The sequence below is a fragment of the Novosphingobium sp. RL4 genome, from assembly GCF_035658495.1.
In the GTDB taxonomy this organism is placed as follows: Bacteria; Pseudomonadota; Alphaproteobacteria; order Sphingomonadales; family Sphingomonadaceae; genus Novosphingobium.
This window is the reverse complement of record NZ_CP141944.1, coordinates 2,937,674-2,952,660: the sequence shown is the minus strand read 5'-3', so window position 1 is coordinate 2,952,660 and position 14,987 is coordinate 2,937,674. Positions and strand designations below refer to the sequence as shown.

At 65.1% G+C, this 14,987-nt stretch carries 14 protein-coding genes and 1 tRNA gene; 8 read left to right on the top strand and 7 right to left on the bottom strand.

The annotated features are described in order from the left end of the window. Nucleotides 1–15: 15 nt before the first annotated feature. From bfr to U9J33_RS14315, 4 genes are all read right to left on the bottom strand, one after another. Entirely contained in the window at nt 16–495 is a 480-nt protein-coding gene (gene bfr / locus U9J33_RS14330) for a bacterioferritin (protein ID WP_054435419.1), read from the bottom strand. Between the two features lie 113 nt (nt 496–608). Continuing rightward, nucleotides 609–803, bottom strand: a complete 195-nt coding sequence (locus U9J33_RS14325; RefSeq protein ID WP_054435417.1) for a (2Fe-2S)-binding protein — start codon at nt 801–803, stop codon at nt 609–611. Between the two features lie 71 nt (nt 804–874). Further along, a complete protein-coding gene (locus U9J33_RS14320; protein ID WP_324696216.1) occupies nt 875–2,173 on the bottom strand; it encodes a DUF418 domain-containing protein in 1,299 nt (432 codons plus the stop codon). A gap of 63 nt (nt 2,174–2,236) precedes the next feature. Further along, nucleotides 2,237–3,328 carry an SPOR domain-containing protein gene (locus U9J33_RS14315; protein ID WP_324696214.1) on the bottom strand — a complete coding sequence of 364 codons (1,092 nt, stop codon included), beginning with the start codon at nt 3,326–3,328 and terminating at the stop codon, nt 2,237–2,239. Nucleotides 3,329–3,619: 291 nt separating this feature from the next. Here U9J33_RS14315 and U9J33_RS14310 point away from each other — a divergent pair, with 291 nt between their 5' ends. Genes U9J33_RS14310 through U9J33_RS14300 form a run of 3 tightly spaced genes read left to right on the top strand, consistent with a single transcriptional unit; the run spans nt 3,620 to nt 6,164 of the window. Next, nucleotides 3,620–4,345 carry a ParA family protein gene (locus tag U9J33_RS14310; protein WP_132469333.1) on the top strand — a complete coding sequence of 242 codons (726 nt, stop codon included), beginning with the start codon at nt 3,620–3,622 and terminating at the stop codon, nt 4,343–4,345. Between the two features lie 2 nt (nt 4,346–4,347). Further along, a complete protein-coding gene (locus U9J33_RS14305; protein ID WP_243692667.1) occupies nt 4,348–4,887 on the top strand; it encodes a hypothetical protein in 540 nt (179 codons plus the stop codon). A 23-nt stretch (nt 4,888–4,910) separates the two neighbouring features. Beyond that, the gene (locus tag U9J33_RS14300; protein WP_324696210.1) at nt 4,911–6,164 is read left to right on the top strand and encodes an SPOR domain-containing protein; all 1,254 of its coding nucleotides are present in this window, start codon (nt 4,911–4,913) and stop codon (nt 6,162–6,164) included. Between the two features lie 140 nt (nt 6,165–6,304). Here U9J33_RS14300 and U9J33_RS14295 read toward each other — a convergent pair whose 3' ends face one another. Both U9J33_RS14295 and U9J33_RS14290 read right to left on the bottom strand, forming a co-directional pair. Continuing rightward, on the bottom strand, nt 6,305–7,546 hold the full coding sequence (locus U9J33_RS14295; protein ID WP_132469332.1) for a dihydroorotase: 1,242 nt from the start codon (nt 7,544–7,546) through the stop codon (nt 6,305–6,307). Further along, nucleotides 7,543–8,523, bottom strand: coding sequence for an aspartate carbamoyltransferase catalytic subunit (locus U9J33_RS14290; RefSeq protein ID WP_054440661.1), 981 nt, complete (start codon nt 8,521–8,523; stop codon nt 7,543–7,545). The genes U9J33_RS14295 and U9J33_RS14290 overlap by 4 nt, the downstream gene beginning before the upstream one ends. Before the next feature lie 201 nt (nt 8,524–8,724). Between U9J33_RS14290 and sppA the strand changes: the two genes are divergently transcribed. Then, nucleotides 8,725–10,617: a signal peptide peptidase SppA gene (gene sppA / locus U9J33_RS14285; RefSeq protein ID WP_324696207.1), complete on the top strand. Its 1,893-nt coding sequence runs from the start codon at nt 8,725–8,727 to the stop codon at nt 10,615–10,617. A 3-nt stretch (nt 10,618–10,620) separates the two neighbouring features. Here sppA and U9J33_RS14280 read toward each other — a convergent pair whose 3' ends face one another. After that, entirely contained in the window at nt 10,621–10,782 is a 162-nt protein-coding gene (locus U9J33_RS14280; protein WP_165913258.1) for a hypothetical protein, read from the bottom strand. A gap of 202 nt (nt 10,783–10,984) precedes the next feature. On the opposite strand from U9J33_RS14280, the gene U9J33_RS14275 reads away from it, so the two are divergent. The 4 genes from U9J33_RS14275 to clpX all read left to right on the top strand — a co-directional run bounded on the left by U9J33_RS14275 (nt 10,985) and on the right by clpX (nt 14,984). Continuing rightward, nucleotides 10,985–11,068, top strand: a tRNA-Leu gene (locus U9J33_RS14275). Nucleotides 11,069–11,144: 76 nt separating this feature from the next. Further along, complete coding sequence (gene tig, locus U9J33_RS14270; RefSeq protein WP_054440658.1) at nt 11,145–12,701, top strand: trigger factor; 1,557 nt, start codon at nt 11,145–11,147, stop codon at nt 12,699–12,701. Between the two features lie 204 nt (nt 12,702–12,905). Further along, a complete protein-coding gene (gene clpP, locus U9J33_RS14265; RefSeq protein ID WP_054440656.1) occupies nt 12,906–13,574 on the top strand; it encodes an ATP-dependent Clp endopeptidase proteolytic subunit ClpP in 669 nt (222 codons plus the stop codon). Nucleotides 13,575–13,721: 147 nt separating this feature from the next. Beyond that, a complete protein-coding gene (clpX, locus tag U9J33_RS14260; RefSeq protein ID WP_054440653.1) occupies nt 13,722–14,984 on the top strand; it encodes an ATP-dependent Clp protease ATP-binding subunit ClpX in 1,263 nt (420 codons plus the stop codon). Nucleotides 14,985–14,987: the final 3 nt, after the last annotated feature.

Below are 14,987 nucleotides of genomic sequence, written 5' to 3'. Positions count from 1 at the left end.
CGCCTCCGGTTTCGGTCAGTCCTCGGCCGGCTTGCTCTGGAGCTGGCAGTAGTTCTGGATGCCCATGCGTTCGATCATGTCGAACTGCTTCTCGAGGAAGTCGACGTGCTCTTCCTCGCTTTCGAGAATGCGGGCGAAAATCTCGCGGCTGACGAAGTCCCGCACGGTTTCGCAGTGTGCGATCGCATCCCGGAGCAGGGGGATGGCATCGTATTCCAGCGCGAGATCGGCCTTGAGCACTTCCTCGACGCTTTCGCCGATGCGCAGCTTGCCGAGCGCCTGGAAGTTGGGGAGGCCATCGAGATAGAGAATGCGATCGGCCAGCACGTCGGCGTGCTTCATCTCGTCGATCGATTCGTGGCGTTCGTATTCGGCCAGCTTCTTGATGCCCCAGTTGTCGAGCATGCGGTAGTGCAGCCAGTACTGGTTGATCGCAGTAAGCTCGTTGAAGAGCGCCTTGTTGAGATAGTCGATGACCTGCTGGTCGCCCTTCATGGGGGGATGCTCCTGAATTTGTTCGGGCGGATTATGGCCCCTCCGAACTGACAAGGCAAGCAGGCGCGCGAAAACACCCGACAGAAGCCGGGTTTGACCGCCTTGTTACAGGGTCAGGCTGCCGCGCTCAGTGGCGCGTTGGCGGTTGCCGATTCCTCGGCGATAATATCTTCGGCTTCGTCCAGGCACTGTCCGCACTGCGGCGCATGTCCGAGAGCCCCGTAAAGCGCCGTGGCATCGCCGCGGCAGCAGCGGGCAACGGTACGCAGGTCGGTCTCACGAATGGCATTGCAGATGCAGACGTACATGGTGCGAATCCTCTTGGGAGACCATCATATGCAAATGCAAATGGATCGCAATAGCGTTCTTCATTTGCCTTTCAAGCCGTTGCGGGGAGGCGATTTTTCAACCGTTTTTGCAGTACGAGAGACCTCCAGAGCAGCTCCAGCGGGCCTCTTTGGAAGCGACTCAGCCACAATTCGCTCCATCCCAGCATGCCCGTGCAGCCCATCGCCACGACGAGCCATTGGCCCAGCGGACCGACCTGTCCGTAAAGCCCCAGTCCCCATCCGTAGAACAGCCAGCACATCAGCAGGCTGGTCCCGATATAGTTGCTGAAGGCGACGCGCCCTGTCGCCATGAGCCGTCTTCCCAGGCCGGTGCGGGTCAGGCGCGGAGCGGCCAGTATCAGCAGGGATGCGTAGCCCAGCGCCGTCAGCAGGTGCGGCACGAACAGTCCTTCGCCCAGCAGCGCGGCCATGGCGATCGGCGGGAAGTGCCGGGACCAGCTCCACCAGAGAACGGCGCTCGTGAGAGCGAGGCCGGTCGCGCCAGCGCCAAGGCCCAGCGCGCATATCCTGCGGCGGGGCCATGTGCCGGAGAAGAAGCCGCCGCGAAGCAGCACGACGCCGATGAGCATGAGCGGCAGCACTTCGCTCCAGGCGTGGGCCGTCATCCGGAACAGCCAGAACGGATCGCCGCGCAGCTTGGTCAGCGCGATATCGGTGAAGTCCGAGTGGTACAGGAGGGCCTGCGCCGCGACATTCTGGCGGTAGAGCTCCAGCCGCGCGAAGACGTCCTGTTGCTGGGAGAGGCTGGCGGTTCCCAGCCTTACTGCTTCTTCTGCGCGAACGAGCGGGAGCGTGGACCAGAAGTCGATGGCCATGGCGGTGAGGGAAATACCTGCGGCAATGCCGAGCAGAACAGGGCCGGAAAGGCGCCGCAGGAACAGGAGGGCAAGGCCGCAGCAGGCGTAGACGAACAGGATGTCGCCCCACCAGAGCAGCAGGTAATGCAGGGTGCCGAATACCATGAGCCATGACAGGCGGCGCACCTGGATCACGTCGCCGTCGCGTCCTGCCGTATCCATGCGTTCGCATTGCAGGGCGATCCCGGCGCCGAACAGCATGGCAAAGAGTGCCCGCATCTTTCCTTCGAAGAACAGGAATCCGAAGCCCCACGCGGCTTCGTTGGCGAAGTTGCTTGGGGAAGGAAAGTCCGGCGAAAATGTGCCGATGGCAGGCCCGGCAAAGCCGGACACGTTTATCGCGAGAATGCCGAGAATGGCTACGCCGCGGATCAGGTCGAGCGTGACGATGCGGCCGCCGCCGGGTGCGGGCGGTGTTTCGGGCGCACGGTGGACTGCACGGGCATGTTCGCCCGTGATCGTTTTCGGCATTCCTCATTCTCCCGGCCGGGAGAGTAAGCGATCAACCGTTTCGAGTCGACGGTGAGCCGAAGACTACGAGGTGACGATGCATTCCTTGCCCGAAGCCCTGAGCGCCCCGCAGGCCTTTTCCGCCTGTGCCTTGCTGGAAAAACCGGTGGCATAGAGTTTTGTCAGCTTGCCTGCGGGCACCAGTTGGCGCCGGCTTCCTGCCATTTCCGGGCGGCCTGAAATGGAGGCCCAGAGTTTTTCGGCATTGCCGGACACGCCAAAGGCGCCAAGCTGGAGCCGCCAGGAGCCACCGGCCGCGGCGGCCGGTGAAGTTTGTGGTTTCGGAGCTGGCGCTTTCGGAGCCGGCGCTTTCGGCGGCTGGGCCTTTACGGGCTCGGCCTTGGGCACCGGAGTTGCGGCGGCGATGCGCGATGGCGTGGAGGTGGCGGCCGGGCGGGGTGACGGGGCGAGCGTATAGTCCGCACCGGCATTGGCGGGTCCGTTCACCGCAGCCACCCTGGGAAGCGTGGGCGTGGGCGCAGCGCGCGCCGGGCTGCCAAGTTCGGCGCCCGCCGTCTGCCTGGCGCGATTCGCCTCGGCCTCACTGGAAAGCTGGGCGGCGAGCTGGACGCTTTTCTGGCGATCTTCCAGCGGGATATGCTCATCCATTTGCGCCAGCGCATTGGCGGCCTGGGGCAGTCCGGCTTGCCGGGCAAGGCTGACGAGCGCGTAAGCCCGGACCCAGTCCTTCGTCGCGACATCCCCGTTGAAATGCGCAACGCCGAGAATGTATTCCGCCCGTGCATCGCCCCTCGCGGCGGACGCCTCCAGATAGGGAAGGGCCTTCTGGCGCTCGCCCCGCTGGAACAGCATGAGCCCGTAAGTGTCGGCCGCCTGGATGTGGCCCTTGGCCGCTGCCTTGCCGTAGAGATCCTCTGCCTTGGCCGGATCGAGCGGAACGCCGCGGCCCATCTTGTAGGCCTGCGCCAGGTTGAATTCGGCGTCGGCGTCACCCTTGTCGGCAAGGGGTTTCCACTGCTGGACGGCGGCCTGGTAGTTCCCGGCGGACCAGGCATCGACTCCGGCCTTCACATCGGCCAGCGCCGGTGTGAAGGCGATTCCCGCCAGTGTGCAGCCGCACAGGCCGAGCCGAAGGGAGCGTAGATTTTTCCGCACGTTGCTTTGGCCCCAATTTCGTCGCCGGGTCCCGGTCATGGTAAGCGAAGGTGTTCGCCGTTCCATCCGAAGATCCTGGAAAATGCCCATGTAAGGGCGAAAGTCGCGTTAACCTCGATGGTAAAATAAATGTTGCGGCCGCGTCTGCCCCACCGCGGCCAACGGGGCGGACGCGGCATGGGAGAGGCCGGAACGGTCCCTCGGGATTAACCCTAAATTAGGAACGATCTGCGATCCAGCCTCTTGTGGGTCGCCGATTTTTTCCGGCGGCGTCCTCGGGGGGTAACGGCTTTGCGCGTACTGGCATTGGCATCGCAGAAGGGTGGTTCGGGCAAGACCACGCTTTCCGGTCATCTCGCCGTGCAGGCGCAGCGTGCCGGAGCTGGCCCCGTCGTCCTCATCGATATCGACCCGCAGGGCTCGCTTGCCGACTGGTGGAACGAGCGCGAGGCCGAATATCCCGCTTTCGCCCAGACTACCGTGGCCCGTCTCGCCGGCGATTTGCAGGTGCTGCGCCAGCAGGGCTTCAAGCTCGCCGTGATCGATACGCCGCCGGCGATCACCATGGCGATCCAGAGCGTCATTTCGGTGTCCGAACTGATCGTGGTGCCGACACGCCCCAGCCCGCACGACCTGCGCGCTGTAGGGGCGACCGTCGACTTGTGCGAACGTTCCGGCAAACCGCTGATCTTTGTCGTCAATGCGGCCACGCCCAAGGCCCGCATCACTGCCGAGGCTGCCGTCGCGCTGTCGCAGCACGGGACGGTCGCGCCGGTCACGCTGCACCAGCGGACGGACTTCGCCGCCTCGATGATCGATGGCCGCACGGTCATGGAAGTCGATCCCAACGGGCGCTCGGCACAGGAAGTGACGGCGCTGTGGAACTACGTTTCCGACCGTCTCGAACGCAATTTCCGCCGCACCGTCTTTTCCGCGCCCCAGCTTGCCGGACAGACGGCCACGCCCGGTGCGCCTCGTCCCGTCGGTGGCTTCGGCCGCCGTGTTGCAGGGTCCTGACGATGACCGGAATGAGCGAACACGGCTTTGCCTCGCTGACGCCGGGCCTGCTTGCCCGCAAGGGCCGCGCCCGCCCGGCGATGCGCCGTCAGGACGCGGCGAACTTCGGAATTGGCGGATTTCCGGTCGATACCGCACGTATCGAGGATCTCGGCTGGAACGACTGGGGCCAGAGCGAGGGCGCTCGGAACGATCCGGAGCGGTGCGATCGGGAACTTGCTGGTCTGCCGGAAACGGCGCCGCTGCCCGGTCCGAGCACCGAACTGCCTGCCAGCGCGCCGGTGCCTGACGTGGTCCGCCAGATCGAGGCGATCTCCGAGCGCATGAATCGCGGCGCCCTGCCGACGCGTTCGTCCGGGCTGGAAGGTCGCCGCGCGGCCTTCACGCTGCGGCTTGATGCGGAACGTCACTTCCGGCTCAGGATGGCCGGTGTGCTGCTGAACCGCAGTGCGCAAGTCCTCGTGACCGAGGCGCTCGACAAGTTCCTCTCCGAAATGCCGGAAATCGCGCCGCTGACCGTCACGGTCGGCGGGCGAGGTTGATGCCGGGCCAAAGGGTCGATCCGATGAACCGCCTCAACATTCGTGCCCGCAATGCCGGACTTGCCGTCTGCACCGCGATGGCCGCCGCGCTCCTCGTGAGCTGTGCGGGGCAGATGCCGCTAGCGGCGACCGGAGCGACTGCCATTTCAGGTGACGCCGAGGCCGGTCGGAGCCCCGACAGGGATCTCGCCCGTGCCGAACAGCGCGTGGCCCGCTCCCCGCGCGATGGTTCGGCCCGCGCCGCACTGGCGCAGGCCTATCTTTCCGCGGGTCGGTTCGATTCGGCGGCGACTACGTTCGAGGATGCCGTTGCGCTGGGCGACCAGAGCCCCCGGACGGGGCTCGGCACCGCGCTTGCCTATATTGGCGCAGGGCGTTCCGCCGAAGCGACGGCAGTGCTGGCACGCCTTCACGACCGGATTCCCGCCAGCGACTATGGCCTTGCCATCTCGCTTGCAGGGCAGCCTGCCGAAGGCGTCGCCGTGTTGACCGACGTCGTGCGCGGCGGCGAGAATACACCCAAGGCCCGCCAGAACCTCGCCTATGCCTATGCGCTTGACGGGCGTTGGAGCGAAGCTCGCCTGATCGCTTCGCAGGACGTTCCGGCGGACCAGCTCGATGCGCGCCTCGGCCAGTGGGCCGCCGCCGCGCGGCCCGACCAGTCCCGCGCCCGCATCGCCGGCCTTATCGGCGCACCGCTGCGCAGCGATCCGGGGCAACCGGCCATGCTTGCGCTCGATACGCCTGCGGGCAACGTCCAGATGGCGCGTGTGGAAGCGCCCGAACCGGCGCCTGCCGCGCCGACCGGCGAATTGCCGCCCGTCCAGACCGGCGAGAGCTTCTGGGGCACCAGCCGTGCCGCCGAAGCGGCACCCGCACCGGTAGCCATGCCTGCCGCGCCGGTTCGGATGGCTGCCGCGAATCCCGCTCCGGTCCGCAAGGCAGTGCCTTCTCGCAAGCCGCAGACTGTGAGCTCAACCCAGGCTACGCATCTTGTCCAGCTCGGTTCCTTCCGCACGATGGACGGTGCCCGCCGCGCCTGGGGGATCATCCAGTCCCGCAATCCCGCGCTCAAAGGCCACGGTCTTCGCATTACCGAGGCGAAAGTGAACGGGCAGACCTATTACCGCGTCGCGGCCGAAGGCTTCGACCAGCGCGCCGCCCAGTCGGTATGTTCCAGCGTGCGACAGGGCGGCAATCCCTGTCTCGCCTATGCCCAGCAGCGGCCGCTGCCGGGCGGCGTCGGCACCAACCAGATGCGCCGCGCCGAGCTTTAGAGTTTCCGCGAGGCCCTGGCCTCGCACCTGAGTTCCATGTGAACTAAACGGCTCCTGTCTTCGGACAGGAGCCGTCTTTTTTTGGTTTCAGGGGAATTGGGGGCAGGGGCCTAAGCAGATACTTGGGGCCCGCCTATCCCTTACTTCGCCTTCACGGCAACGCCGCCCTTGAACAGCGCCAGCACGCGGCCCTGCACGGGTTGCTTGTCGAACGGGGTGTTTCCGGCAGCGGCCGCCATCTTGTCCGAATCGACGATCCACGGCCGGTCTGCATCGACGATCGCAATATCCGCTTCGGCCCCGATTTCCAGCTTGCCCGCATTGACGCCGAGGAGCCTTGCCGGATTGGTCGCGATCAGTTCGAAGGCGCGCGAGAGCGAGATCACACCGTCGCGCACGAGATTCATCGTCAGCGGCAGCAGGGTTTCGGCGCCGGCCATGCCGGGGGCGGAATCCGCGAAGGGCAGGCGCTTGTCCTCGGGGCCGCGGGGGTCGTGGCCGGAGGCGATCACGTCGATCGTACCGTCGCCGATCGCGGCGATCACGGCCTTGCGGTCGTCTTCCGAGCGCAGCGGGGGCGAGAGGTGCGCGAAAGTCCGGAAGCCCGCCAGCGCGAGGTCGGAGAGCATGAAGTAGGCGGGCGTGACACCCGCCGTGACCCTGAGCCCGCGATCCTTCGCACGGCGCACGAGGTCGAGGCCCCGGGCGGTCGTGACCTTGCGGAAGTGGATCGCGGCGCCCGCCAGTTCGGCAAGGGCGATATCGCGCGAAATGGCGATGGCTTCGGCTTCGGCAGGCGCGGAGGGCAGGCCGAGGCGGGTTGCCATCTCGCCCGAGGTGGCAACGGCTTTGCCCGTGATCCCGGCATCTTCCGGGTGCGAGAGCACGACCATGCCAAGCATGCCGGTGTACTGGAGCAGACGGAGCATCGTGCCCGAATCGCCGATCCATTGGCGGCCGGTGGTCACGGCCTTCGCACCGGCGTCACGCATCAGGGCGATTTCGGCAAGCGCCTTGCCTTCAAGATTCTGCGTCGCGGCGGCGAGCGGGTGGACCCAGAGGTCCGGCTTGCCCGACTGGGCCGCGAAGCGAACACGCGCCGGCACGTCGAGCGGCGGGTTCTGGTCCGGCATCAGTGCGGCGCGGGTGATCCCGCCGAAATGGAAGGCGGGCTTGTCGATGGCAAAGACGCCGATATCGACGAGGCCGGGAGCGATCAACTTGCCGCGGGCGTCGTGAACTTCGTCGCCGGGTTGCGGGGCCACGTTGGCGCCGAGGGCGGTGATGAAGCCGCCTTCGCTGCGCAGCGCGCCGGCGGTTACGGTGCCATCGGGCAGGATCAGCTTGCCGCCGGTCACGGTCAGGGGCGCGTTGTTGCTCATGCCCAGCCCTCCACACCGCGTGCCCGTCTGGTCAGAACTTCCAGGCAGGCCATGCGCATGGCGACGCCCATTTCCACCTGGGTGGTGATCTGCGAGCGGCCGACGAGGTCGGCGACATTGCTGTCGATCTCGATGCCGCGGTTCATCGGGCCGGGGTGCATGACGAGGGCATTGCCTTCCGCTTTGGCAAGACGATCGAGCGAGAGGCCGTAGAGGTGGCGATATTCGCGGGGCGAGGGGATGAACTGGCCTTCCATGCGTTCGAGCTGGAGGCGCAGCATCATCACCACGTCGGCACCTTTCAGCGCCGCGTCGAAATCGTGGAAGACCTTGACGTTCATTCGCTCGATATCGGCGGGCAGCAGGGCGGGCGGCGCGCAGACGCGCACCTCGGCACCCAGTGAATTGAGCGAGAGGATGTTGGAACGGGCAACGCGGCTGTGCAGGATGTCGCCGCAGATCGTTACGCGCAGGCCGTTGAAGGCGCGCTTGGCCTGGCGGATCGTCAGCGCGTCGAGCAGGGCCTGGGTGGGATGCTCGTGCTGGCCGTCTCCAGCGTTGAGCACGGGGCAATCCATGAGATCCGAGATGAGATGCACCGCGCCCGAGCTGGCGTGGCGGATGACGATGGCATCGGCGCGCATGGAGTTGAGGGTCATCGCCGTGTCGATCAGGGTTTCGCCCTTCTTCACGCTGGACGTGGCGACCGCCATGTTTACGACATCGGCGCCCAGGCGCTTTCCGGCGATCTCGAAGCTCAGCAGCGTACGCGTCGAGTTTTCGAAGAAGGCGTTGATGATCGTCAGGCCGGAAAGCAGGTCACGGCGCTTCTGCGTGCCCCGATTGAGATCGACCCATTGCTGGGCCTCGTCCAGCAGGAACATGATCTCATGCGGGGCGAGCCCGCCGATGCCCACGAGGCTGCGATGCGGGAAGGCTGCGGAGCCTTCCGGGTAAATGAATTCTGGTGCTGTCATCGAAGACAAGGCCTTAGGCTCGGGTGGGGGTGGGCTCAAGGTGTATTTTGGGTCGGCGGCCTATCTCTTGGGTACAAGGGCTTTGCTTGCGGGTTTCGCACGGACGGGAACTTGGGCGGTATCGGTTCCTTCCCTTTCGCTTGCTCTGGCCGCGCCGCCGTTCGGGCGTTATGGCATGGGGATCGAAAGGCTGGTGAATTCATGACGTTCGCGCGCAAGATCTGGAAACTGCTGGTGGGCGTGAAGGATGCCCTGGCGTTGATTTTCCTGCTGTTGTTCTTCGCGCTGCTCTATGCCGCGCTCACCGCACGGCCTTCGGCGGGCAAGATCGAGAACGGCGCGCTGCTCCTCGAACTCGACGGGAACATCGTCGAGGAGAAGAGCAACATCGATCCGCTCAAGCTGCTGATGAGCACCGAGGCACCTGCCGGAGAGTATCAGGCGCGCGATATCGAACGGGCGTTGGCGCTGGCGGCAACGGATTCGCGGATCAAGGTGGTCGTGCTCGATCTGTCGCGCTTCCTCGGGGGCGGCATGGTGCACATCGAGGAGATCGGAAAGTCGCTCGACGCGGTGCGAAAGGCCGGCAAGCCGGTGCTCGCATTCGCCAATGCCTATGCCGATGACGGCGTCCAGCTGGCGGCCCATGCCAGCGAGGTCTGGGTCGATCCGATGGGCGGTGCCTTCGTCGCCGGGCCGGGTGGGAACCACCTCTACTTCAAGGGCCTGATCGACCGCTTCAAGGTCAACGCCCATGTCTACCGCGCCGGCACCTACAAGAGCTTCGTCGAGCCCTATATCCGCAGCGACATGTCGCCCGCCGCGCGTGAGGCCTATCAGGATATCTACGGTGCGCTGTGGAGCGGCTACAAGGCCGACATCGCGCGCGCCCGCCCGCAGGCCCGGCTTGACCAGATGACCGGCGATCCGATCGCCTGGGCCAAGGCCTCGGGCGGCGATTTCGCACAGGGCGCCAAGGCTTCGGGTCTGGTCGACCGTATCGGCGACCGTACCGAGTTCGAGAACCGCGTCGCCGAAATCGCGGGCAAGGACGAAAACGGCGACTTGCCTTACAAGGCAACCCGCCTTCAGCCGTGGCTCGCCGCGAATCCCGAGAAGGGAGAGGGCGCCAAAATCGGTGTCGTTACCATCGCGGGCGAGATCGTCGATGGCGATGCCGGACCGGGACAGGCCGGGGGTGACCGTATCGCCGACCTGCTGGACGACAATATCGACGAGGGCTTCAAGGCGCTCGTTGTCAGGGTCGATTCGCCGGGCGGCTCGGCCATGGCGGCTGAGCGGATTCGCCGCGCGATCGAGCGCTACAAGGCGCGCAAGATCCCGATCGTCGTATCGATGGGCAACATGGCGGCCAGCGGCGGCTACTGGGTCGCGACGCCCGGCCAGCAGATTTTCGCGCAGCCCGAAACGATCACGGGCTCCATTGGCGTCTTCGCGGTCGTGACCAGCTTCGAGAAGACGCTGGCGGACTACGGCGTGACGAGCGACGGGGTGACGACCACGCCGCTTTCCGGCCAGCCTGATGTTTTCGCGGGCTTCACGCCCGAGGTCGAAGGGATGTTGCAGGCCTCGATCGAGAGCACTTATCGCAAGTTCGTCGGCCTTTCCGCCGCCGCCCGCAAGACGACGCCGGAAAAACTTGACGCGATCGCGCAGGGGCGGGTCTGGCCGGGCGAGGAGGCGCGCCGCATCGGTCTGGTCGACAAGATCGGCAATCTCGATGCGGCCCTTGCAGAGGCAGCGCGCCTTGGCGGTGTCGGCAACGGCAAGTTCCAGGCCGTCTACCTCAAGGGCGAGGAGGATTCGATCACCCGCTTCGTCAATGGCCTGACCTCGAAGCCGCAGCAGGCGCGGCTGGGCGGAATGGGCGCCTACGATTTCGCCAGCCTGGTTTCCCTGCGCCGGGACCAGCAGGCGGACCGGGCCATGCAGCAACTGACCGCGATGCTCTCTACCCGGGGCGCGCAGGCCTATTGCCTGGAATGCCCGGTGGTGACGGGCTCGGCACAGCCGCGGGGCGCGAAAGCTATCTCCCTTCTGGAGACGTTCTCGCGCCTTGCCGGGCGCGACTGAGGTTCAGTCCGGAGGAGGCATTTCGATCGGCCCGGTTTCGGGCCGGTCGAAATCCGGACCGGTTTCGGGGATCTCGGTGGGTGCGTCCGGCTCGCCGGGGTCGGCCGGGGGCACAGGCGTTTCCGGCGGGGTGTCACCGGGATTGTCGGCTGGTTGCGTGGCCATCGATTACCTCTCATTTCTGCACTGTTCCATCCAAGGTGGGCAGCGTGCAGGGCAGGGGCAAGACGGCGGAAGACGGGGTGGCGGCAATCCATCCCGCAGCGGGAACGCCGCAACGGACTTGCACATAGCGCGACTCGCGGCGCTTGCCCTTTTCCGCGTGTCCTTATAAGGGCACGTCCCTTGAGTTTCAGGCTTGATCTTTGCGGGCGTGGCGGAATGGTAGACGCGCTGGTTTTAGGTACCAGTATCGAAAGATGTGGGGGTTCGAGTCCCTTCGCCCGCACCATTACGCCGCCCTGGGGGAGATAAGTCGCGAGAATTGGCCCGTAAGGCCCGTTGAATTGCACAGGAAGGCATTTGAAATGCAGATCGTCGAAACCACCAACGAAGGCCTGAAGCGCGCCTACACGGTGACCATTCCCGCCACGACCATCACGGCCCGTGTCGAAGGCGAAATCAAGAAGATCGCCCCGCAGGTGAAGATGCCCGGCTTCCGCGCCGGCAAGGTCCCCGCCAATCTCGTCAAGAAGATGCACGGCGAAGCGATCCACCAGGACGCGCTGAACGCGGCTATCCGCGAAGCCATGGACAAGCTGGTCGCCGATCACGCCCTGCGCCCTGCAATGAACCCCGACGTCGCCCTCGGCGAGGGTTACGAGCAGGGCAAGGACGCCGAGCTGACCGTCAGCCTCGAAATCCTCCCCACGATCGCAGCCCCCTCGCTTGACGGCCTCAAGCTCGAGAAGCTGGTCGTGCCCGTCGCTGAAGACGCCGTGACCGAAGCGGTCGAGCGCATTGCCTCGCAGCAGCAGCGTTTCGAGACCAAGGACGGCGCGGCTGAAGACGGCGATCAGGTCATCATCGACTTCACCGGCAAGCTCGACGGCGTCGAGTTCGAAGGCGGCAAGGCCGAGAAGGCCCCGCTGGTCATCGGCGCCGGCCGTTTCATCCCCGGCTTCGAAGAGCAGCTCGCAGGCATCAAGGCCGGCGAAGAGCGCGTCATCACCGTGACCTTCCCCGAGGACTACCAGGCTCCGAACCTTGCCGGCAAGGAAACCACCTTCGACATCGTGGCGCACGAAGTGAAGGCTCCCGCCGAAAGCAAGATCGACGACGATTTCGCCAAGGAACTGGGTCTTGAGAGCCTTGAGCAGCTCCAGGGCCTGCTCAAGGGCCAGCTCGAGCAGGAAACTGCCGGCCTTACCCGCACCGCGATGAAGCGTCAGCTTCTCGACCAGCTTGCCGCCGGCCACGACTTCGACGTGCCGCCGACCATGGTGGAAGCCGAATTCGCGCAGATCTGGCAGCAGCTCACGCACGAAGCCAGCCACGAGGAAGACCCGGAAGCCGCTCTCGCCGAGATCGAGGCCGAGAAGGACGACTACCGCAAGATCGCCGAGCGCCGCGTGCGTCTTGGCCTGCTCCTGTCGGAAATCGGCCAGTCCAACGGCGTCGAAGTGACCGCGCAGGAAATGCAGATGCTCGTCGGCCAGGCTGCCCAGCAGTATCGCCCGGAAGATCGTCAGCGCTTCTTCGAATATGTCCAGCAGGACCCGATGATGGCCGCCCAGCTGCGCGCGCCGCTTTACGAAGACAAGGTCGTCGATTTCCTGATCGAGAAGGCCGAAGTCACCGAGCGTGAAGTGACCCGCGACGAGCTCCAGGCCGCCATCGAGGCCGACACCGACGGCGAAAAGACGGTCGAAGCCAAGAAGCCGGCCAAGAAGGCTCCGGCGAAGAAGGCTGCTGCCAAGAAGGAAGAGGCCGCCGAGGAAGCTCCTGCTGCCGAGGAAAAGCCGAAGAAGGCTCCCGCCAAGAAGGCCGCTGCCAAGAAGGATGAGGCTGCCGAAGCCGATGCCGAGGCAAAGCCGGCCAAGAAGGCTCCGGCCAAGAAGAAGGCTGCCGCCAAGGAGGATTGATCTCCTTTCGGCTTGATTTCGTGAAGCGGCCCGGCGCAGGAGATGCGCCGGGCCGTTTTTCGTATGGCCGATGCCTTCCCATCCCGCCCGCCTGCCTGCCGCGTGAGGACGTTATCCCACATCCATCCGCGTTAGATCGTTAAAGCCCTTGAACATCGGCGATGGGCACGCGACATAGGCGGTCCAAACCAGAAGAGGACTCCCATGCTCGACCTGTTTGGCGCCACGGGCGCCCAAGGAAAGTTCACTACCGATCCCGTGACCGGCGCGCTGGTGCCGATGGTCGTCGAGCAGACCAGCCGCGGTGAGCGCAGCTTCGACATCTACTCGCGCCTCCTGCGCGAACGCATCGTCTTCATCACCGGCCAGGTCGAAGACCACATGGCGTCGCTGATCGTCGCGCAGCTCCTGTTCCTCGAGTCGGAAAATCCCTCGAAGGACATCTCGATGTACATCAATTCGCCGGGCGGCGTCGTTACGGCGGGCATGGCGATCCACGACACGATGCAGTACATCAAGCCGCGCGTGTCGACCGTGTGCATCGGCCAGGCCGCCTCGATGGGCAGCTTCCTGCTGGCCGCCGGCGAGCCCGGCATGCGTATCGCGCTGCCGAATGCCCGCATCATGGTGCACCAGCCCTCGGGCGGCGCGCAGGGCATGGCTTCGGATATCGAGATCCAGGCGCGCGAAATCCTGCGGATGCGCAAGCGCCTGAACGATCTCTACGTGAAGTACACCGGCAAGTCGCTCGACGAGATCGAGAAGGCGATGGACCGCGACACCTTCCTCGAAGCCGAGGAAGCGCTGGCGTTCGGCCTCGTCGACAAGGTCTTCGAAACGCGCCCTGATGGCGACAAGCCGGCCGACGCCTGAGCATGACCGGAAGGGTGGGGTCTTCGAACCCCGCCCTTCAGTCCTCTTGAAGGATTACGGGGGCAAGGGAATCGGCCTAGGATTGCAAAACCGGTCCGGAGCAGGGTAGACTGGACGAGTCGCCTCGAACGGGCCTAAAGACGGAAAATGACGAAATTGAGCGGATCTGACGCGAAAAGCACCCTCTACTGCAGCTTCTGCGGCAAGTCGCAGCACGAAGTGCGCAAGCTGATCGCGGGACCCACGGTCTTCATCTGCGACGAATGCGTCGAGCTTTGCAACGACATCATTCGCGAAGAGACCAAGGCCGGGATCGCGGGCAAGAAGGACGGCGGCGTGCCGTCTCCCCGCGAAATCTGCGAGACGCTGAACGACTACGTGATCGGGCAGGAACGTGCCAAGCGCGTTCTGTCGGTAGCGGTGCACAACCACTACAAGCGGCTGAAGCACAGCGGCAAGCAGGGCGACGTGGAACTTTCCAAGTCGAACATCCTGCTCGTCGGGCCGACCGGTTCGGGCAAGACGCTGCTCGCGCAGACGCTCGCCAAGACGTTCGACGTGCCCTTCACCATGGCCGACGCCACCACGCTGACCGAAGCCGGTTACGTGGGCGAGGACGTGGAGAACATCATCCTCAAGCTGCTCCAGGCTTCCGACTACAACGTCGAGAAGGCGCAGCACGGCATCGTCTACATCGACGAAATCGACAAGATCAGCCGCAAGGCCGAGAATCCGTCGATCACGCGCGACGTTTCGGGCGAAGGCGTGCAGCAGGCGCTGCTCAAGCTGATGGAAGGCACCACCGCTTCGGTTCCGCCGCAGGGCGGCCGCAAGCACCCGCAGCAGGAATTCCTGCAGGTGGACACGACCAACATCCTGTTCATCTGCGGCGGCGCCTTTGCGGGTCTTGAAAAGATCATCGCCGACCGCCTCCAGAAGCGTTCGATCGGTTTCGGCGCGCATGTCGCCGATCCGGACAAGCGCCGCGTGGGCGAACTGCTCCAGAAGGCGGAGCCGGAAGATCTGCTCAAGTTCGGCCTGATTCCCGAGTTCGTCGGCCGTCTCCCGGTCATCGCGACCCTCAACGACCTCGACATCGAGGCGCTGGTCAAGATCCTGAAGGAACCGCGCAACGCTCTCATCAAGCAGTACGCGAAACTGTTCGACCTCGAAGAAGTCGAACTGACCTTCACGGACGAAGCGCTTGAAGCGATTGCCCAGAAGGCCATCGATCGCAAGACCGGCGCACGCGGCCTGCGCTCGATCGTGGAAGGGCTGCTGCTCGACACCATGTTCGACCTGCCGACCGAAGGCGACATCGCCGAAGTCGTTGTGGACAAGGACGTGGTCGAAGGCCGCAAGGAACCCGTTCGTGTGCTCAAGGGCGACAAGACCGAAGCGGCTGCCTGAGGC

Coding starts and splice junctions, on each gene's coding strand:
- bfr (WP_054435419.1), bottom strand. CDS start 495: ATGAAGGGCGACCAGCAGGTCATCGACTATCTCAACAAGGCGCTCTTC.
- U9J33_RS14325 (WP_054435417.1), bottom strand. CDS start 803: ATGTACGTCTGCATCTGCAATGCCATTCGTGAGACCGACCTGCGTACC.
- U9J33_RS14320 (WP_324696216.1), bottom strand. CDS start 2,173: ATGCCGAAAACGATCACGGGCGAACATGCCCGTGCAGTCCACCGTGCG.
- U9J33_RS14305 (WP_243692667.1), top strand. CDS start 4,348: ATGACCGGAATGAGCGAACACGGCTTTGCCTCGCTGACGCCGGGCCTG.
- U9J33_RS14300 (WP_324696210.1), top strand. CDS start 4,911: ATGAACCGCCTCAACATTCGTGCCCGCAATGCCGGACTTGCCGTCTGC.
- U9J33_RS14295 (WP_132469332.1), bottom strand. CDS start 7,546: ATGAGCAACAACGCGCCCCTGACCGTGACCGGCGGCAAGCTGATCCTG.
- U9J33_RS14290 (WP_054440661.1), bottom strand. CDS start 8,523: ATGACAGCACCAGAATTCATTTACCCGGAAGGCTCCGCAGCCTTCCCG.
- sppA (WP_324696207.1), top strand. CDS start 8,725: ATGACGTTCGCGCGCAAGATCTGGAAACTGCTGGTGGGCGTGAAGGAT.
- U9J33_RS14280 (WP_165913258.1), bottom strand. CDS start 10,782: ATGGCCACGCAACCAGCCGACAATCCCGGTGACACCCCGCCGGAAACG.
- tig (WP_054440658.1), top strand. CDS start 11,145: ATGCAGATCGTCGAAACCACCAACGAAGGCCTGAAGCGCGCCTACACG.
- clpP (WP_054440656.1), top strand. CDS start 12,906: ATGCTCGACCTGTTTGGCGCCACGGGCGCCCAAGGAAAGTTCACTACC.
- clpX (WP_054440653.1), top strand. CDS start 13,722: ATGACGAAATTGAGCGGATCTGACGCGAAAAGCACCCTCTACTGCAGC.